Consider the following 16813-nt stretch of genomic DNA (forward strand, 5'->3'; position numbering starts at 1 on the left):
TCAGGCCTTCGGCTTGCGCAGCGCGAAAGCGAGACCCCCGGCCACCACCACGGCACCGGCGACGACGAACCACCACACGGCGGGCCCGCTGCCGTCATCGTCGCTTGATGCGGAACCGGGGTCTCCGGAGGCCACCTTGCCGGGCGTGCCGGTGCCTTCCTGGGTGAGAGTGAACGTGCGGGTGCCGCTGACGGGGTGCCCGTCCGCGGAGGTCACCCGGTAGGCGATCGTGTATTCGCCCACCGGTCCGAGACCGTCGAGCTCGACGGAAGCCGTCGCACCGTCGATGATCGGGTCGCTCTTCGACCACAGATTGCCGTCGGGCCCCACCACGGTCAGGGCCGCGAACTGCTCCTGCAGGGTCTCGTTGAACGTCACGCTCACCCGATCGGGCGCCTCGGCGATCTGCGCGCCGTCCTCCGGCGAGCTGGACAGCACCACCGAATGGGCGGCCGCGGAACCGACGGACAGGGACAGCGCCGCGGTCAGCGCGGCGAGGAGAACGAGGATGCGCTTCATGCCCGCCGCCCTCGGATCACGGCACCGAGGCCGAGTGCAGCGCCGAGGGCGCCGAGCACGAGGCCGATGCCACCGAGCCACCGCGCGGTGGTGTCGGTGGCGGCCGCCGCCGCGTCGCCCGTCTCTTCGGTGCCGGTGGGGTGGGTGTCGGCGGCACCATGCCCGTGACCGTCGCCGCTGCTCGCCGCGAGCGTGACGGTCGGGGCGGGGCGCTCGGGCTCGGCGTCACCGGCCGCAATCTCGTCCCATGCGACGACCTCTCCGTCGCTGTAGGTCTGGATCGCGGGGAATGCGACCTCGTCTTCCTCGGGCATGGGACCGGCGGACAGGACGAACTGCTGGAACTGGCCCGGTGCGACCTGCACGTTCGGCTCGGCGGTCCAGGTCACCGCCGTGGCGAGCTGAGACTCCGGGTCCTTCTCGACGGTGGCGGTCCAGCCGGGCAGCGGTTCGGTGCGTGCCGAGCGCAGGCCGGGCAGTTCCACGGTGACGGCAGTGGTGCCGGCGGTCTCGGACTCTGTGGGTACTCGGAAGGTCAGGACGGTGTAACCGCCCTGCTCGGCGCCGGGAGCGACGACGGTGACGTGAGCGGCGGCGACGCCGGCACCCGCGACCGTCAGTGCGGCGGTTGCGGTCGCGCTCACGAGGACGCGACGGGAGAGCTGGGACATCTGTTGGTCTTTCTCGTGGGAAGAGGGTCGATGATCGTCACGTTCGGGCCGCGGCGATCGGGGGTCCTCTCCTCGAGATGGCCGGGGGCGCGCGCCCCCATACGAGCCGGTCCGTCGACGAGGTCGGGGCGAGCACGGCCGGCCTGTCGACGACGGGACCGCGAATCAGGACGATCTTCCAAGCGGTGCTGCACGCCCCGTACAGGCGGGCAGCTGCACCGAGCAACACCGCGCAGCCCGCGATGGCGATCATGTGCGCGCCCAGCATGGACGCGGACATGTGCCCGTGGCCTGCCACCAGGACGGAGAGCACGACGTGTATCGCCGCCTGTCCGCCGGTGAGAAGGACGAGCGGAGGCAGCGACGGCTGATTCGCGCCGAGGATCCCGACCGCCGCTGCGACCGCGATCAGCAGTACTGCGACAGGTCCCGACGGCACACCGCCTCCGGCGGCGCCGTGGGCAGCCACCGCCAGCACCGCTGTCGCGATGCCCGCGGTGGTGCCGAGAACGGTCGGACTGGTCACTGCTGCTGGGTCTTCTCGATTCCGGTGCCTCAGCGCACGCCGAGGCGCGCGAGCAGATCCGCTTCGATGCCGTCGAGTTCCGACGAGATCGCCGCGTGCGCCGACTTCCGTCGTGCGGCCGGCATCTGCTCGGCCGTCTGCACTGCGGCCGTCAGATCGGTGAGCCGCTCGCGGGTGGCGGTGGCGAACTTCTGGGTCTCGGCATCCTTGGGATTGCGCTGTTCGACCTTCGCGAGCGACTGCTCCGCCCCCGCGATGCGGGCGCTGAGCCGTGCACCGTGTCCGGTGAACGAGCCGAGTTCCTCGATCGGCACACCGAGTTGCTGTGCCCGGCGCGCGTCGAGCTGCCCGCGAAGGGCCGTGACCGCCTGGTAGACGATAGGCACGAGTACCGGCGCGAGCAGCCGTGCGACCGCGAGATAGCGGCGCACCTTTGCTGCGGTGAGGCCTTGGTTCTCGGCGGCCTTCTTCTGAGCCTTGAGCGTCGCGATCTGTTCCTTTTCGACTTTCGCCTGCGACTTCACGAGCTCCTGATCGAGCCTGACCTGGGACTTCGCGAGCTTTCTGTCGATCTTGGACTTCGCCTTGGCCGCCCGCCGGTCGTTCTTGAGCCGATTCTTCGCGACGAGTCTGGCCTCGAGCTTCGCCTTGGCTCTCAGCGCCTTGGCCTCCGCCCGACGAGTCGCGCGACGCTTCCGTGTGAACAACCCCATCGAACAGCACCCTCCATTCGGTACGACACGACGCTCCGGCGCCCCGCGTCAGCCTAACGTGGCGGTGCTGCCGCGAGCCGTCGCCTGTGCAGGGAATACCCTGGAATGTCGTGGAGGCAACCGGAGAGCTACCGCGGTCCGAACGCGGAGGGTCAGAACGCACAGCCGTCACCATCGAGGCCGCTGCGCTGACGAGGTGCCGCCACCGGGTCTGGCTCGACGCCACATTTCCCGACGTAGCCGCTGGTGCACCCGAGAATCCGGGTGCGCGGCAACGGCAGGAAGCAGCGGCGGCTCACCGTGAGGCGATCCGGCAGAAACTGTTCGACGCCGACCCGGACGGATGGGTGCTCGTCGCCCCCGAGGGGCCGATGTCGCAGCGCGCCGAGCGCACCCTCGACGCGTGTCGCGCGGTTGCCGACCGGATCTGGGGTGCGGTCCTGCCGACCGAACCCGATACCGGGCGCCGCGGCCGGTCGGAGATCCTGCTGCGCGATGCCGAACGCGGTGGGTACATTCCGGTCATCGTCGTCAACCACAAGGTCACCGATCCAGGGCGCGGCGCGGTCACGAGCGATCTGTTCGCCTGGGAACCTGTCGTCGACGAGACCCGCAAGGTGCGCAGTCAGGTGCGCGACCAGATGCGTCTGGCGCATCTCTACCGGATGCTCGAGCGGCACGGACTCGCGAGCCCCGCGAAGGTCGCCGGTGCGATCGGCTACGGCGGTGACTGCATCCTCGTGCACGATCTCGATCCGATCCTCGACGATTACGACGCCCGACTGGCCGATCGCATCCGGATCGCGCGGGGTCTCACCCCGACCTCGCCGTCGCAGATCGGGGAGTGCAAGACCTGCCCGTGGTGGGATCGCTGCCGCGCCGAACTGGCCCGTGAACGGGATGTGTCGCTGGTCGCGCCGGGGCAGCGCGCCGAAGTGCTGCGCAAACTGGAGGTGCACACCATCGACGGACTCGCCCGGTGGGAGGGGGAGGAACCGGAGGCGTGGCCGCAGGGTTCGTTCGAGGACGCGATCGTAACGGCGCGGGCATGGCTCGCCGATGCGCCGCTCGTCCGTCGCTACCGGCACGTACACGTGCACCGGGCCGACATCGAGGTCGACATCGACATGGAGAGCTATCACGAGCACGGCGCCTATCTGTGGGGCACGCTGCTCAACTCCGGATCGAGCTCGGAGTACCTTCCCTTCGCGACCTGGGAGCCGGTGCCCACCGACGACGAGGCGCGTTCGTTCGCGGAATTCTGGCGCTGGTTGTCGGACCAGCGGCGTACCGCTGAGCGTCGCGGGAAAACGTTTGCAGCCTACTGTTATTCGCGATCCGCCGAGGACAAGTGGTTGTTGTCGTCGGCACGGCGGTTCCACGGATTCCCCGGGGTACCGGAACTCGCCGAGGTCAAGGCGTTCATCGGCTCGAACGGGTGGGTGGACATATTCCAGGCGGTCACGGACCAGTTCGTCTGCCCGAACGGTAAGGGTCTGAAGAAGATCGCGCCGATCGCCGGGCATCACTGGCGCGATGCGGAGGCCGGGGGAGAAGCGTCGATGAGCTGGTATCGCGAGGCGGTGGGCATGACGGGTCCACCCGACCCGGCGCAGCGGGTGCGGCTCCTCGAGTACAACGAGGACGATGTGATCGCGACGAAGGTCCTGCGCGAGTGGATGAGTGATCGTGCTGTGCTGGACATTCCGTACGTCGAAGACCTCTAGGGCGCGTGGCGGCCGTGCGTGGTTCCGGTGGCAGGGCCGGCCGGAACCACGCACGACGTTTCAGACCAGTGCCGCAAGGGCGAACGCGGCGAGTGCGATGAGCACACCGCCTGTGAGGGTCTGGACGCGCCGGTCGATCACGCACATCGCCGACAGGAAGCCGGGCATCGATCCACCGCGCCGGGTGTGCAGAATTGCCAGGACGCTGGGCATGCACCGGCCGAGGCTGACGGTCGCGAACAGCGCGGCGCCGAGAACCGGTGAACCCGAGGCGATCACGCCGAGCACCAGCAGGTAGTACGCGCTCGAGCGGATGAAGATCATGAAACCGGGTCCGATGAGCGCCCCGAACAGCAGGGAGACCTTCCACGGGGCCATCGTGCGGCGCAGATGCCGGGGGAGTTGCTGCCGTCGCATCGGTGCAGGCAGGGTGATCATGCCCAGCTCGTGCAGGCCGTAGCCGAGGGCGATCACGCCCCAGGCCGCAAGCATCCACGCCCACGGCACAGAGCCGGTGACCAGGGCGCCGAGTGCGCCGAGGGCGGCGCCGGTCGGGATGCCGGTGGCGAGCGAACCGAGAGCGTGCCATCCGAGGCGCCGGAGCGGTGTGGAGGATCCGCGCCGCTCCGGCTGTTTCGGGGCGGCGACGACGCCGGCGACCGACATGCCGCAGGTCGACCAGTTGGCCGCGAGTGCGGTGACGGCCGCCGTTCCGACCACGGCGGCGGTCAGTGCGGCCGGGCCCGCCGGGGCGGCGAGGAGACCTGCCGTCGCGCCGACGACTGCGGCCCCTGCGACCAGCCCGGTACGGGCCTTCTTCGGGACGGCGTGGTCGAGGGTCGGCCTGATCTCGGGTACGTCGATGTCCAATGGTGCGTGAGCGAGCGGCTCACGCACGAGTGTTTCCGTCATAGGACTACTCCTTTGCTGTTCAACTCGTGGCGTTGCGGCCGAGCTACGGACGTCGCTGTCCGTCAGCCGGTCACGGTGACGGTTCCGGTCATGTACCGGTGGACCGAGCAGTGGTACTCGTAGACGCCCGGCGTGTCGAAGGTGTGCTCGAAGCTGCCGTCGGCGGTGATGCCGCTGTCGAACTCACCGTCGGAACCGACGTGATGCAGCACTCCGCCGTCGTCGAACGTCCATCGGACGGTGCCGCCGACCGGCACGGTCACATTCATCGGTTCGAAGTGCACGTCGCGGACGACGACCTCCGCGTCCGGTCCGGCAGGTGGGCCGGCGCACGAGGTCGCTGCCAGCGCCGCGACGGCGGCCACACCCCACCGGATCCGTGTCACCGGACGATGACCGTGCCGACCATCGACGGGTGCGGCGTGCAGTGATAGGTGTACGTGCCGGATTCCTCGAAGGTGTATTCGTAGGTACCTTCGGTGAGCAGTTCGCTCTTCAGTTCGCCGGCGAGCGGGCCGTCCCCTGCGACGTCGTGCGGAAGCCCGGAATCGTCGAAATGCCACCGGACGGTCTGGCCCTTGTCGATCGTGACCTCCGCCGGGCTGTACGACATGTTCTTGACCTCGATGACGACTGCGGGTTCGGCCGAGGACGAGCCACCACATCCGGTCAGCAGGCCTGCCGCGAGCATCGTGCCCACTGCGACGGAAAGAATTCTTCTCATGTCCAGTCCTCTCACCGGATGTACCGCAGGTTCGCGGTCATTCCTGCTTCGAAGTGATATGCGTTGTGACAGTGGAACATCCACTCTCCCGGATTGTCTGCGTCGAACTCGATGGCGAGTTCGGTCCCCGGGAGCACGTTGACGGTGTCGCGCCGAAGACCCCCGTACGCCGGAACGGCGAAGGTGTGTCCGTGGGTGTGCATGGGATGCCACATGGTCGACGAGTTGACCATCGTGATGCGCACCCGCTCACCCGGTTTCATCACCAGCTTCCCGGCGTCGGGACCCGCCATCCCCCACACGTAGCGGTCGCCCGCCTGGATGAGTTCGATGCGGTAGTCGCGGTCGGCCTCCCGCTCGTCGAGCATCACGGCCTCGGCCGGACGCAACTCGCTCTCGAGCAGGAGGCGTCCGTCCAGTTCGGGAATGCGGCCACCCACATCGGGGTTCGGCATCGGCACCGCGTCGTGGCTGCGGAGCACCGTCGACGCGTAACCTTCACGACCCTCGACCTTCGCGACGACGGGCCACGCCCCGGACCGCACCGTGACCAGCATGTCCACGCGCTGGGCCATTCCGACGATCACGGTGTCCGCGGTCGCGGGCCGGACGTCGAAACCGTCCACGGCCACGACCGTCAGTTCGTGCCCGGCGACCGCGAACCGGTACGGCGTCTCCGCTGCGGCGTTGATCACCCGCAAACGCAGTCGCTGTCCGGCGGGAGCCTCGATCACGGCCGGGTCGTTCGGGGGGCGCCCGTTGACCAGATGGAGTGGATACGCGATGTGCTGCGTCATGCCGCCGAGCGGCACCGAGTCCCCGTGACCCTGGGATACCAGTTGTTGCGCGGCGGTCATCTCGTCGCCGGAATGCGTCATCGGCGCCGACGAGCCACCGTGCCCGCCGTGGCCGTGCCCGGATATCTGCGGATTGAGCGCGGCCAGAACGGCGTCGGGGGTGGTGCCCAGTCCGTCGATCCAGTCGTCGAGCACGAGCACCGCATCGGCGTCGGCACCGGTGGCGTCGTTCGGGTCCTCGACGATCATGGCTCCGAACAGGCCGCGGTCGGCCTGCAACCCGCTGTGCGAGTGGTACCAGTGGGTGCCGGGGTCCGGAGCGATGAAGTCGTACTCGAATCGGCCGCCGTCGGCATCGATCGGTGGCTGCGTCACCGGCGCCGCGCCGTCCATGTCGTTGCGGATCCGGATGCCGTGCCAGTGCAGCGTGGTCTCCTGCGGCAGGCCGTTGTCCACCGAAACCCGGACCCTGTCACCCTTCGACAACCGGAGTTCCGGCGCCACGGCGGCTCCGCCGTAGGTCCACGTGTTCACGATCCGTCCGCCGAGATCGACGGCCCCGGCACTCGCGGCGAGCGCGAAGGACGCGGTCGCACCCGAGGACGGCCGGGCCGCCTCCGCGGCGGCCACCTCGGGATCGGTGGGCAGGATGTAATCGAGGTCGGCTGCCGCCGCCTGCTCTCCGGAGGTACCGGAACTGCAGGCGGCGGTGCCGAACCCGAGAGCGCCGAGCCCCACCGCGCCGGCACCGAGGGTGCTCAGGCGGAGGAAGCGCCGGCGGTCGAGCACGAGCCCGGGAACGGGTCGTGTCATCGGATCACCTGGGGGGTCAGCAGGGTGGCGATGTCGTCGACGGTGCCGGTGACGTCGGCCGAACTCACCTGCTCCCCGTTGCTCGCGGACACGCCGACGATCTTCTGCGTCGACTCGCCGTCCACCTCGGGACCGGCGCCGACGACGTAGAGGATCTCGCCGTTCACCGAGAACGCCATGGACGCGATGTCCGTCAGGCCGAGCGTTGCGAGATCCAGCGTGCGGATCGGCGCGAAGTCGGTCGCGTCGAACAGATCGATCTTCACGACGTCGCCGCCGCGGCCGGAGTGCGGATGGATCGCGGTGTCGGTGTACTCGACAGCGATCCGGTCGCCCGGGTTGTTGATGATGCTCTCGGAGAACCGGCCGCTGTCCTGACCGGCGTTCCCGATCGGGGTGACGGGGCTGTCGGGCAGGCCGTTCGAGAAGTCGAGCACGAAGACGTCGCCGTTGGCGCTGAGGAGCAGACCCTTGTGGACATCCGCCGCCCAGGTCACCTTTCGGGTGCTGACGAAGTCGTCGGGCAGGACCTTCGTGCGGGCCGTCTCGGTGGGAACCCCGGATTCGCCGATGGAGATCTGGATCAGCTCGCGCGTGTCCTCGCAGACGCTGTAGATCTCGTGGTCGACGAGCCAGGTGAACGGCCCGCATCCGAGGATCTGCAGCGCACCGCTCTCCTTGCCCGATTCGAGGTCGACGACGCGCACGCCGTAGAGACCGTCGTCCCAGGTCACGAAGTACTTTCCATCGGAAGTGACGGCATTGGATCCGGGACGTGAATGCACGCGGGCGTAATCGGGCAGCTCGATTTCGTCCGGCTCGAGGAGGTCGCCGGAATAGGTGGTGACGGTGAAGTCGGCGGCCCCGCGCGAGCCACGTGGTCGCCACACTTCCGCGGCGAGTACCGCAGGATCGGAGGTGGTCTCGCCGACGAAGCCGTGGATGACGGGATCCCAGATGCCCGGACCGACCACGACGCGCCCGGCAGCCACACCCGTTGCGGGATCGATGATGTTGACGCCGAGTTCGAGTGTTCCGAATCCGCCGATCACCGCGAGCAGTTCGTTTTCGTTCGCGGGCTGGATCTCCGAGACGTGGAGAGGTTCGGGAATGGTGTCGCCGATCTCCTGGTCGTCGTGGCCGAGGGAGATGCCTTCACCCGGAGTGGTGTACGGAACGGTAGGGTAGGTGACTTCTCCTGCCGTGGAAGGTGATTCGTCATCGCTCGAACATGCTGTGAGCGACAGGGCGAGGGCGAGGGGGACGGTCGCAGCGACCGCCCGTGAGGTGCGCTTCATGATCCGGCACCCACCTTCGGGCGTGCAGCGGGACGCGTCTGGCAGTCTTCACCGATGATGGGAGCCATCGTGCAGGTGTAGGACTGGGATTCGTCGGAGACGCACCAGATGATCTCCTGGTCGTAACTGCCGGAGACGGGGTTGTACATGATCGCCTGCATGTCGGGTTCACCGCAGAACGCGTTCGAGCACGAGGGTGCCCCACAGCAGTCGTAATAGGCGATGAGATAGGTCTTTCCGGTATCGGGATGAGTACAGCAACCGACCCAGAATTCGGCCCCCGGTCGGCTGCCGGGTGCACAGGTGGTCACGCCACCCCCATTGCACGCCGCACACGAGGTGCCGTCCATGTTGCACCAGCGCCAGTACTCGCATTCGGCGGGATCCTTGCCGTCGAATGCGGGCAGCAGCGGTTCCGGTTCGGTAGGCGCCGGCGCCGGAGGTTCCTGTGCGAGTGCGGTACGGGTGACGGGAAGCGAACCGATCAGGGCCACTCCGGAAACACCCATCGTCCACCGGCCGATCTTGCTGATCACGGAACGACGCGAAACACGTTCGGACAGGCGACGACCGGCTCGGCCGACGAGCGATCCGCCGCGACCGGCCATCCACTCGGCCTGCTCCTTGACGGTGGCTTCGTCCACCGGATATCGGTTCTCGTGCATTTCCGGTTCACCGGATGAGGGTCTGAATTCCAACGACGTACTCCGATCTCGGGAAGGGGACGGGATACCGCGCCCGCCGACGGCGCGGTCTGCGCTCGCAGGTCACACGCCTGCCGCGGCGCGAGTCTTGGCTGCCTCGTGCAGGTGCTGCAACGACGGAGTGCCGGATTCGAGTGCGTTGAGGAGGGATTCGACCTGTGCCATGTGGTTGCACAATCCCTTGGCCTGGATCTTGCCGTGCTCGTCGAGGATCACGCCGTACGGCGTGGTGCCCACCTGATATGCGATGCCCACGTCGCGCGCGTCGACGTAACTGAGTTCGCCGCCGATGCCCGAGCCTGCGAGGAATGCCTCGTGCTCTTCGGGCGTGCCGTCGGACACGATGACGATCTCGAGGTTCTTCTCGGCCTTTGCCATCGCCTTGATACCGGGCAGCAGGCTCTTGCACGTCGAGCAGGACGGCGCGGTGAACAGCAACAACTGGGGCTTGTCGCGGTGGCCGCCCACGCCGATCTGGCGGCCGAGCTGGTCGGTCAGGCCGCGGAAACTCGGCCCGGCCTGCGCGATCTTCGGTCCGGTGTCCATCATCCGGGCGCCGAGCGGACCGAGACGTACCTGCACGCGGCCGATCTCACGGGCGAGCGCGAGCACCATGAGGAAAAGCACCGCCAGGGCGACTGCCAGTACGATCACTGCGATCAGGAGGAAGGTGTTCACAGGGTTCTCCGTTTCAGGTTTCAGTACCGCGAGAGGGTCGACGCGGCGCGCAGTTCGATGGAGGCGTTGCTCAGATGGGCATCGACCGGACGCCGTCCCGGATGCACGATCGAGCGGAGTTGCGCAGCGGTGACCGCGGCGGCCAGCAGGAGGGCGGCGAGGGCGACCGCGAGGACGTGTTCCGCGAGCGTCGCCGGCCCGGCGGGAACGATCGCCAGCAGGGCGGCGACGGCGGTGAAGGCAGCCGCTCGGGCCGCGTGGAACCACCCGATCCGGGGCACCTCGTGTGCGGCACCGAACGCGAAGCAGCCGCAGTCGAGATCTCGTCGTCCGCGGAGGAGGTTGATCGACAGTCCCGCCCAGAAGCCTGCGAACAGCAACGCCGCGAGGGCTGCGGCATACCGCCCGGCGATTCCGGTGACGAGCGCTACGCCGAGAACGATCTCCAGCCACGGAAGACCGAGGGCCACTGCCCGCTCGATCGGCGCCGGAAGAAGCCGGTATCCGCGCACGACGCGGAGCAGCCCGTCGCGATCCCGTATCTTGGGCACGCCGGCGAGCAGCAGAGTGCCGCCGACGATCGATGCGATCAGCAACCACAGCATGTGCGCGATCACTCCTTCCGTGTCGGACCTGGGAAATTACGGGCGTCCATTCGGATGCCTCACAGGCCGGATGGACACATCGTGGTGGGGCCGTGAGTCGCAACGACGTCATCGAAGAAACGAACAGCGACACGCCGAACGAGAACCAGGGCGGCGGATTCGCACTTCACATCGGCCGTCTACCTGCGAGTTTCGGTCGCGCTCGGTGCGGGACGGGCCACCGTGGGCGGTATTCGCACGATCCGGCTCGACCGAATTCTCACTCGACGGAAATGCGATCTTCGCGCTGATAACCCGCCGGTAACATGCGCGCACTAGCGTCCCGAGCACCGGTCGAAGGGAAGGACGCGATCGTGACGGCAGCGCTTCGTGCGGCGATACACCGCGCACAGAGAACCGAATCCACCGAACAGGAAGTCCTGTCGCCTCTGCATGCGCTCGGACGCCGGCAGCTATCGCAATTGGATCTGATCGGGCAGTCGCTGTCGACGATCGCTCCCGCGACGGGAATGGTGTTCATCGCCCTGTGGATGACGACGCGGGCTCCCGGTCTCGGAGGCGTGCTCACGATCGCAGCCACCACGTGCGTGGTCGTCCTCGTCGCGGTCTGCATCACCGGGTTCACCCGCCGCCTGGCTGCTGCCGGGTCGCTCTACAGCTTCGTGTTCCAGGGTCTCGGCACCCGCGCTGCGCTGGTGACGGGCACGGCACTGATCGTCGGGTATCTCGGTATCGCGATCTCCGTGCTGGCGCAGGGTGCGCACACGGTTCTCGACATCGGGGAACTTCTCGGGCTGCCCGTCGCGGACCGGGGAAGGTGGATCATCACGATCGGGATACTCGGTGGTGTGGTCGCGCTGATCGCCGTGCGCGGTGTGCGGTTCGCCACCAGGGCAATCCTGATCGTCGAATCCTGCTCTCTCGTACTGATCGTCGTGACGATGCTCGTCGTGCCCGATGCCGGCCGAGTGTCCGCGACGGTCCTGCCCGACTCCTCGATGAGTCTGCTGCCCTTTCTCGCTCTCATGACAGTGTTGTCGATGGCCGGATTCGAGAGTGCGGCCTTCTTCGGGCCCGAGGCCCGGCGCCCTCTCGTGACGGTGAGCCGGACTGTGCTGATCACCCCGCTCGTGGTCGGTGTGCTGTTCGTCTTCGCGGCGGTCGCGTCTCTGAGCGACCGCGGATCGCTCCTCGTCGGTGCCTATTTCGGCGGCCTCGACTCGGGCGCTCCGTGGGGGATGGTCCTCGCGGTGAAGGTGGGAATGGCATGTTCGTGGTTCGCCTCGACGCTCGGATGCGCTCAGGCGGGCTCGCGGCTGCTGTATTCGATGGGGGTCGAGGGTGTGCTGCCTGCTTCCCTCGCCCGCGTCCACCGCACCCTGCGTACTCCGTACGTCGCGGTGGGGGCGTTCGCGGGGGCGAGCGTCGCAGGAGCAGTCCTCTACTCGGTCCGGGTGGGCGCCGACTCGTCGACCTTCGACGGAATCGTCGAGATCGCGCTGGTCATGGCGTACACGCTGGTCGCCGTCGCGTCGTTGCGATTCCTGCACCGGATCGGGGAGGACACGATCTGGTCCCGGGTGGCTGCGGTGTTCGTCACCCTGCTCGGTGGAGGTCTGCTGGTGTCCACTGCGGTGGACGGGATCACCCATGCGGCTCTCGTGATGCCGGCAGCCCTGGCCGTCCTCGCGGCATCGGGCCCGTTGTGGCGGGTCGTGCTGCGCTGGTTCCGTCCACGCAGTCTCACCACGATCGGGGCGTTCGACACCGTGGAGACCACCGACCTGCTTCCCGGTGCGGGGCGGTTGATCCTCGACGAGGACGGACATCGCCGGATCGTCACCGACACCGCGCCGGGGGACAGATGACCGCCCATGCCGCGGTGCGGAACTCCGATACGGCATTCGGGGGCCGTCAGCCGCACGCCGTGCAGAAGGCGCTGGGAATGCTCGAGGCGGTGGCGCAACTCGGACCGGGCAGCACGGCGAAGGAGATCGCAGCGTTCACGTCGGTACCGCCGGCCACGGCCTACCGGATGCTGAACCTGCTGGTCGCGGACGGTTATCTCGTGCGGGTACCCGATCTTTCGGGTTTCGCCCTCGGTCGCCGCACCGCCGAACTCGCCTACGCCGCAGCCGAATCGAATCCGTCCGAATCCCTCCACGACGTGATGGAGGATCTGCGGCTGCGTACCCGCTTCGGGCTGCACGTGGCCTCCTTCGCCGGGGGGCGCCTCCGCTTCGTCGACCAGGACCCGGACCACGAGATCGTGGCGATGGCGATGCTCTCGAAGTCATTGCACGCCAATGCGATCGGCAAGCTGATGTTGGCGCATCTGCCGGAGACGCGCCGACCGGGCGACATGCGCAGGATCACCGATTTCACCGTGTGCGACCCCGACGCTTTCACCCGTGAGCTGCGCGAGGTGATGGTGACCGGATATGCGCACGAGAACCAGGAGACCCGCCTCGGCCGGTCGGCACTGGCCGCTCCGATCCGCGATCCGTCGTCGTTCGTCGTGGGAGGGCTGTACCTCCACGGGTCGGCCGCGAAGGTTCGACCCGAACCCGAACTGGTGAAGTTCCTCGTCGACGGCGCGGCAAGACTCACCGGGCTGCTGTAGAAGGTCGGATCATCCGCTCCCGCGCACCGATTCGGCGAGGCGGGAGAGTGCCTCCACGACCGGCGTGCCGAACATCGGCGGGTCGTTGTGCCCGAGACCGGGTAGTTCCAACCTTTCGGCAGGATTGACTGCGGCAGAGGCGACTTCGGCGCTCTGACTCGGAGGGACGATGGTATCGGAGGTGCCGTAGACGACCGTGACCGGCACATCGATCCGGGCCACGAGTTCGGTGACGGGGAATTCGTCGTGCAAGAGCGAGGTGGGGACGAACGGATAGTGGTGCCGGGCGACGGCGGCGAGATCGGTGAACGGTGAGCGCAGCAGCATGCCCGCCGGGGGGTCGCCGACGGCGAGCGCCGCGACGACCGCGCAACCGAGGCTTTCGCCGAAGTACAGCAACCTGGTGGAATCGACGTCCGCCCGCGAGCGGAGATGGTCGAGGGCCGCGTGAGCGTCGGCGGCGAGACCCTCCTCGGTGGGGGAGCCGGGGTTGCCGCCGTACCCGCGATAGTCGATCAGCAGCGTCGAGAAGCCTGCCGCGGCCAGTTCGGCGGCGGTGTCGGCGCGGCCGAGCCGGTTGCCGCCGTTCCCGGGCGCGAGGAGCACCGTGAAGCCGGCGCCGGGACCGTCGGGAGCACGTCCCGGCACGAACCAGGCACCGAGTTCGAGACCGTCGGAGGTGGTGAGCAGCACGTCCTCGGCACCCGGCAGGACGGTCGCGGCAGCAGGAGGACCGGAGGTGTCGGGCAGATAGATCAGGCGTCGTTGCATCGCCCAGCCGGCGACGCCGACGAGCACGGCGACCAGCACCACGACGAGAACGATCCGCATGACACCGGTTTAACTCACGTGCGCGCTTCCGGCAGCCGGAACCACCGGAAACGCGCACGTGCGGTGCGGAGGAGTCGCCTACCGCGGCGCCATGCGCAGGGCGCCGTCCATGCGGATGGTCTCGCCGTTGAGATAGTCGTGCTCGACGATCATCTGCACGAGCTGCGCGTATTCGGCGGGCTGGGCGAGACGCGACGGGAACGGCACGCCGGCCTCGAGGCCCTTGCGGTACTCCTCGGTGACACCCGCGAGCATCGGGGTGTCGACGATACCCGGGGCGATGGTGTTGACGCGGATACCGAACTGCGCGAGGTCGCGCGCGGCCGGGACGGTCATGCCGTGAACGCCACCCTTCGACGCGGAGTAGGCGATCTGGCCGATCTGACCCTCGAAGGCAGCCACCGAGGCAGTGTTCACGATGACGCCGCGCTGCCCCGAATCGTCGACCGCCTCGGTCTTGGAGATCGCGTCGGCGGCCAGGCGCATGACGTTGAACGTGCCGAGCAGGTTGACGGTGATGACCGTCCGGAACAACTCGAGGTCGTGCGGGCCGTTCTTCGACAGGATGCGGCCGGCCCAGCCGACACCGGCGCAGTTGACGACGATGCGCAGCGGAACGCCGGACTCGACGATGCGGTCGACAGCAGCCTGCACCTCGTCGGCGCTCGTGACGTCGGTGGCGATCAGCGTGACGCCCTCCGGTGCGGAATCCCCGACCCGGTCGATGGACTGCTGCAGGTCGAGGCCGAATACGGTAGCTCCCGCGTCGACGAGGCGGCGCGCGGTCGCGGCGCCGAGACCGGATGCGGCACCGGTCACCAGCGCGGCGGATCCCTGAATCTCCACTGTTCGTATCTCCTGTCGCATGTGGGTGTCGTTCGTCACGAACCCTAACCGTTGGCGGTTACGGGCTCCTCGGGGGTCGTGCTCCGGCGACGCAGCGCGAAGACTCCCATCAGTGCGGCCACGACACATGCGGCGGCTCCGAGCAGCAGGCCGGCCCGGCCACCCCACTGCTCGCTGACCCATCCGGCGACGGGACCGCCGATGGCGGTGGAGCCGAGGAAGGCGACCGACCACAGGGCCATCACCCGGCCGCGCATCGTCGGTGCGGCGGCGAGCTGAAGCGAACTGTTGGTGGTGGAGGTGAAGGTCACGCTCAGCGCGCCCACGATCACCATGAGCACGATGAGTGTGGTCAGGTTCGGCGCCGCGGCGGCGACCGCCATGGCGATGCCGAACGCGAGGGAGGTGACGATGAGCGGCCGGGTTCCCGTCCGGCCCCAGGTGGCGACGGCGAGCCCACCCACGACGGACCCGGCGCCCATCGCTGCCGTGAGGAAACCGTAGGCACCGGCACCGGCTTCGAAGGTCTGGTCGGCCAGAACCGGCAGGACCACCTGGAACTCGAACGCGAGACACCCCACCAGGGCCATCATCAGCAGCGGAACGGCCAGATCGGACGTGCGTCGGATGTAGGCGAAGCCTTCACGCAACTGGCCCTTGGCGCGCGCGGCGGCAGGTGACCGCTGGAGCCTGGACACGTCGAGCCGGAGCAGTGAGGTGACGACGGCGACGAAACTTGCAGCGTTGAGCAGGAAGCACACACCGAGGCCACCCGCGGCGATGACCACACCGGCGACGGCCGGGCCGATCATGCGGGAGCACGAGGCGAGCACCGACTGCAGGCTCACGGCGTTGCGCAGGTCCTCCGGCCCCACGAGTTCGAGCATGAACGACTGTCGCGCGGGGTTCTCGAAGCACTGGTTGAGACCGAGTATCACCGCGAGGACGTACACATGCCAGAGCGCGATGGTGTCGGTGACGACGAGCAGTCCCAGAATCAGGGCCTGCACACCCATGAGGGTCTGCAACCCGATCATGAGCCGGCGTTTGTCGGAGCGGTCGGCGACCACGCCGCCGTAGGGGCCGAGCAGAAGCATCGGCACGGTCTGCAGTGCGAGCACGATACCGATGGCGGTCGCGGAACCTGTGAGTTGCAGGACGAGCCACGACTGGGCGACCGTCTGCATCCACGTACCGACCAGCGACACCGCCTGTCCACCGATGTACAGGCGGAAGTTGGGGCCGCGCAGCGCCGCGAAGGTTTGTCCGCGGATGTCCGCGAGCATCGTCACAGTTGCGCCTCCTCCGCCGGTCGGCGTCCCGAGGCGGCGACTCGCTCGGAGAGTGCCTCGAGCGCGGGGAGCGCCGCGTGCAGCGCATCGAGGTGGTGTTCGCTCAGATCTGCCAGGTGGCGGGCGAACAGGGCGGTCCGCTGCGCACGCAGTTGCGCGGAGAGCGCAGCACCGGCCGGGGTGATGTGAACGCGGACGACACGCTTGTCGTCGGCGTCGGAGGAACGGCTGAGCAACCCGGCCTCGTCGAGTTTGCTCACCATGCGTGAGCACATGGTGGGGTTGAGCCCTTCGATCTCCGCGAGTTCGCGGACTCCGATCGTCTCGTGACGGGCGACGGTCGCCAGGAGGGCCGACTGCGAACGCGTCAGCCCTTCTTCCGATGCGAATATGCCCATGCGGCGGGAGATCCGTCCGATCGCGATACGCAGACGGTGGACGTCCTCGGCGTCGAACGGGGGAGTTTCGGATCGAGGGGTGCTGTCCGGACTGTCCGACATGAAACCACCTCCAATTTATTTGCCTATCGGCAAG

19 protein-coding genes are annotated in these 16813 nt (G+C 68.1%); 3 read left to right on the forward strand and 16 right to left on the reverse strand.

All coding sequences use genetic code 11. The features are described 5' to 3' along the window. Genes ABZ789_RS05025 through ABZ789_RS05040 form a run of 4 tightly spaced genes read right to left on the reverse strand, consistent with a single transcriptional unit; the run spans position 1 to position 2429 of the window. A complete protein-coding gene (locus tag ABZ789_RS05025) occupies positions 1-519 on the reverse strand; it encodes a copper resistance CopC family protein (RefSeq protein ID WP_358419827.1) in 519 nt (172 codons plus the stop codon). Beyond that, the gene (locus ABZ789_RS05030) at positions 516-1190 is read right to left on the reverse strand and encodes a YcnI family protein (protein ID WP_358419830.1); all 675 of its coding nucleotides are present in this window, start codon (positions 1188-1190) and stop codon (positions 516-518) included. Before ABZ789_RS05030 ends, ABZ789_RS05025 begins: the two co-directional genes overlap by 4 nt. Positions 1191-1227: 37 nt before the next feature. Further along, on the reverse strand, positions 1228-1716 hold the full coding sequence (locus ABZ789_RS05035) for a hypothetical protein (protein ID WP_358419833.1): 489 nt from the start codon (positions 1714-1716) through the stop codon (positions 1228-1230). Between the two features lie 29 nt (positions 1717-1745). Then, the gene (locus tag ABZ789_RS05040; protein ID WP_358419836.1) at positions 1746-2429 is read right to left on the reverse strand and encodes a DUF6474 family protein; all 684 of its coding nucleotides are present in this window, start codon (positions 2427-2429) and stop codon (positions 1746-1748) included. Between the two features lie 173 nt (positions 2430-2602). Between ABZ789_RS05040 and ABZ789_RS05045 the strand changes: the two genes are divergently transcribed. After that, positions 2603-4156: a TM0106 family RecB-like putative nuclease gene (locus ABZ789_RS05045; protein WP_358420203.1), complete on the forward strand. Its 1554-nt coding sequence runs from the start codon at positions 2603-2605 to the stop codon at positions 4154-4156. A 60-nt stretch (positions 4157-4216) separates the two neighbouring features. On the opposite strand, the gene ABZ789_RS05050 is transcribed toward ABZ789_RS05045, so the two are convergent. From ABZ789_RS05050 to ABZ789_RS05085, 8 genes are all read right to left on the reverse strand, one after another. After that, the gene (locus tag ABZ789_RS05050; protein ID WP_358419839.1) at positions 4217-5068 is read right to left on the reverse strand and encodes a methylamine utilization protein; all 852 of its coding nucleotides are present in this window, start codon (positions 5066-5068) and stop codon (positions 4217-4219) included. 62 nt (positions 5069-5130) lie between these two features. Continuing rightward, positions 5131-5433, reverse strand: a complete 303-nt coding sequence (locus ABZ789_RS05055; protein ID WP_358420206.1) for a cupredoxin domain-containing protein — start codon at positions 5431-5433, stop codon at positions 5131-5133. 17 nt (positions 5434-5450) lie between these two features. After that, positions 5451-5792: a plastocyanin/azurin family copper-binding protein gene (locus ABZ789_RS05060; protein WP_358419842.1), complete on the reverse strand. Its 342-nt coding sequence runs from the start codon at positions 5790-5792 to the stop codon at positions 5451-5453. Positions 5793-5803: 11 nt separating this feature from the next. Continuing rightward, positions 5804-7402: a multicopper oxidase family protein gene (locus tag ABZ789_RS05065; RefSeq protein WP_358419845.1), complete on the reverse strand. Its 1599-nt coding sequence runs from the start codon at positions 7400-7402 to the stop codon at positions 5804-5806. Then, positions 7399-8700 carry a hypothetical protein gene (locus ABZ789_RS05070; protein ID WP_358419848.1) on the reverse strand — a complete coding sequence of 434 codons (1302 nt, stop codon included), beginning with the start codon at positions 8698-8700 and terminating at the stop codon, positions 7399-7401. Before ABZ789_RS05070 ends, ABZ789_RS05065 begins: the two co-directional genes overlap by 4 nt. Further along, positions 8697-9365, reverse strand: coding sequence for a methylamine dehydrogenase light chain (locus ABZ789_RS05075; protein ID WP_358419851.1), 669 nt, complete (start codon positions 9363-9365; stop codon positions 8697-8699). Before ABZ789_RS05075 ends, ABZ789_RS05070 begins: the two co-directional genes overlap by 4 nt. A 102-nt stretch (positions 9366-9467) precedes the next feature. Further along, positions 9468-10082: a redoxin domain-containing protein gene (locus ABZ789_RS05080; RefSeq protein WP_358419854.1), complete on the reverse strand. Its 615-nt coding sequence runs from the start codon at positions 10080-10082 to the stop codon at positions 9468-9470. A 20-nt stretch (positions 10083-10102) separates the two neighbouring features. Next, complete coding sequence (locus ABZ789_RS05085; protein WP_358419857.1) at positions 10103-10687, reverse strand: MauE/DoxX family redox-associated membrane protein; 585 nt, start codon at positions 10685-10687, stop codon at positions 10103-10105. A gap of 353 nt (positions 10688-11040) precedes the next feature. Here ABZ789_RS05085 and ABZ789_RS05090 point away from each other — a divergent pair, with 353 nt between their 5' ends. Next, positions 11041-12555, forward strand: coding sequence for an APC family permease (locus ABZ789_RS05090; RefSeq protein WP_358419860.1), 1515 nt, complete (start codon positions 11041-11043; stop codon positions 12553-12555). Then, positions 12552-13310, forward strand: coding sequence for an IclR family transcriptional regulator C-terminal domain-containing protein (locus tag ABZ789_RS05095; RefSeq protein ID WP_358419863.1), 759 nt, complete (start codon positions 12552-12554; stop codon positions 13308-13310). Before ABZ789_RS05090 ends, ABZ789_RS05095 begins: the two co-directional genes overlap by 4 nt. A gap of 9 nt (positions 13311-13319) precedes the next feature. Here ABZ789_RS05095 and ABZ789_RS05100 read toward each other — a convergent pair whose 3' ends face one another. The 4 genes from ABZ789_RS05100 to ABZ789_RS05115 all read right to left on the reverse strand — a co-directional run bounded on the left by ABZ789_RS05100 (position 13320) and on the right by ABZ789_RS05115 (position 16779). Next, positions 13320-14141, reverse strand: a complete 822-nt coding sequence (locus ABZ789_RS05100; RefSeq protein ID WP_358419866.1) for an alpha/beta hydrolase — start codon at positions 14139-14141, stop codon at positions 13320-13322. Between the two features lie 78 nt (positions 14142-14219). Beyond that, positions 14220-14987, reverse strand: a complete 768-nt coding sequence (locus tag ABZ789_RS05105; RefSeq protein WP_358420209.1) for an SDR family NAD(P)-dependent oxidoreductase — start codon at positions 14985-14987, stop codon at positions 14220-14222. 44 nt (positions 14988-15031) lie between these two features. Next, positions 15032-16279: an MFS transporter gene (locus ABZ789_RS05110; protein WP_358419868.1), complete on the reverse strand. Its 1248-nt coding sequence runs from the start codon at positions 16277-16279 to the stop codon at positions 15032-15034. Continuing rightward, complete coding sequence (locus tag ABZ789_RS05115) at positions 16276-16779, reverse strand: MarR family transcriptional regulator (RefSeq protein WP_358419871.1); 504 nt, start codon at positions 16777-16779, stop codon at positions 16276-16278. The genes ABZ789_RS05110 and ABZ789_RS05115 overlap by 4 nt, the downstream gene beginning before the upstream one ends. Between the last annotated feature and the right edge of the window lie 34 nt (positions 16780-16813).

Origin of the sequence: Rhodococcus sp. NPDC047139 (assembly GCF_040643435.1) — a bacterium.
Classification (GTDB): Bacteria; Actinomycetota; Actinomycetes; order Mycobacteriales; family Mycobacteriaceae; genus Rhodococcus.

Coding starts and splice junctions, on each gene's coding strand:
- ABZ789_RS05025 (WP_358419827.1), bottom strand. CDS start 519: ATGAAGCGCATCCTCGTTCTCCTCGCCGCGCTGACCGCGGCGCTGTCC.
- ABZ789_RS05030 (WP_358419830.1), bottom strand. CDS start 1,190: ATGTCCCAGCTCTCCCGTCGCGTCCTCGTGAGCGCGACCGCAACCGCC.
- ABZ789_RS05040 (WP_358419836.1), bottom strand. CDS start 2,429: ATGGGGTTGTTCACACGGAAGCGTCGCGCGACTCGTCGGGCGGAGGCC.
- ABZ789_RS05050 (WP_358419839.1), bottom strand. CDS start 5,068: ATGACGGAAACACTCGTGCGTGAGCCGCTCGCTCACGCACCATTGGAC.
- ABZ789_RS05060 (WP_358419842.1), bottom strand. CDS start 5,792: ATGAGAAGAATTCTTTCCGTCGCAGTGGGCACGATGCTCGCGGCAGGC.
- ABZ789_RS05065 (WP_358419845.1), bottom strand. CDS start 7,402: ATGACACGACCCGTTCCCGGGCTCGTGCTCGACCGCCGGCGCTTCCTC.
- ABZ789_RS05070 (WP_358419848.1), bottom strand. CDS start 8,700: ATGAAGCGCACCTCACGGGCGGTCGCTGCGACCGTCCCCCTCGCCCTC.
- ABZ789_RS05075 (WP_358419851.1), bottom strand. CDS start 9,365: ATGCACGAGAACCGATATCCGGTGGACGAAGCCACCGTCAAGGAGCAG.
- ABZ789_RS05085 (WP_358419857.1), bottom strand. CDS start 10,687: ATGCTGTGGTTGCTGATCGCATCGATCGTCGGCGGCACTCTGCTGCTC.
- ABZ789_RS05095 (WP_358419863.1), top strand. CDS start 12,552: ATGACCGCCCATGCCGCGGTGCGGAACTCCGATACGGCATTCGGGGGC.
- ABZ789_RS05100 (WP_358419866.1), bottom strand. CDS start 14,141: ATGCGGATCGTTCTCGTCGTGGTGCTGGTCGCCGTGCTCGTCGGCGTC.
- ABZ789_RS05115 (WP_358419871.1), bottom strand. CDS start 16,779: ATGTCGGACAGTCCGGACAGCACCCCTCGATCCGAAACTCCCCCGTTC.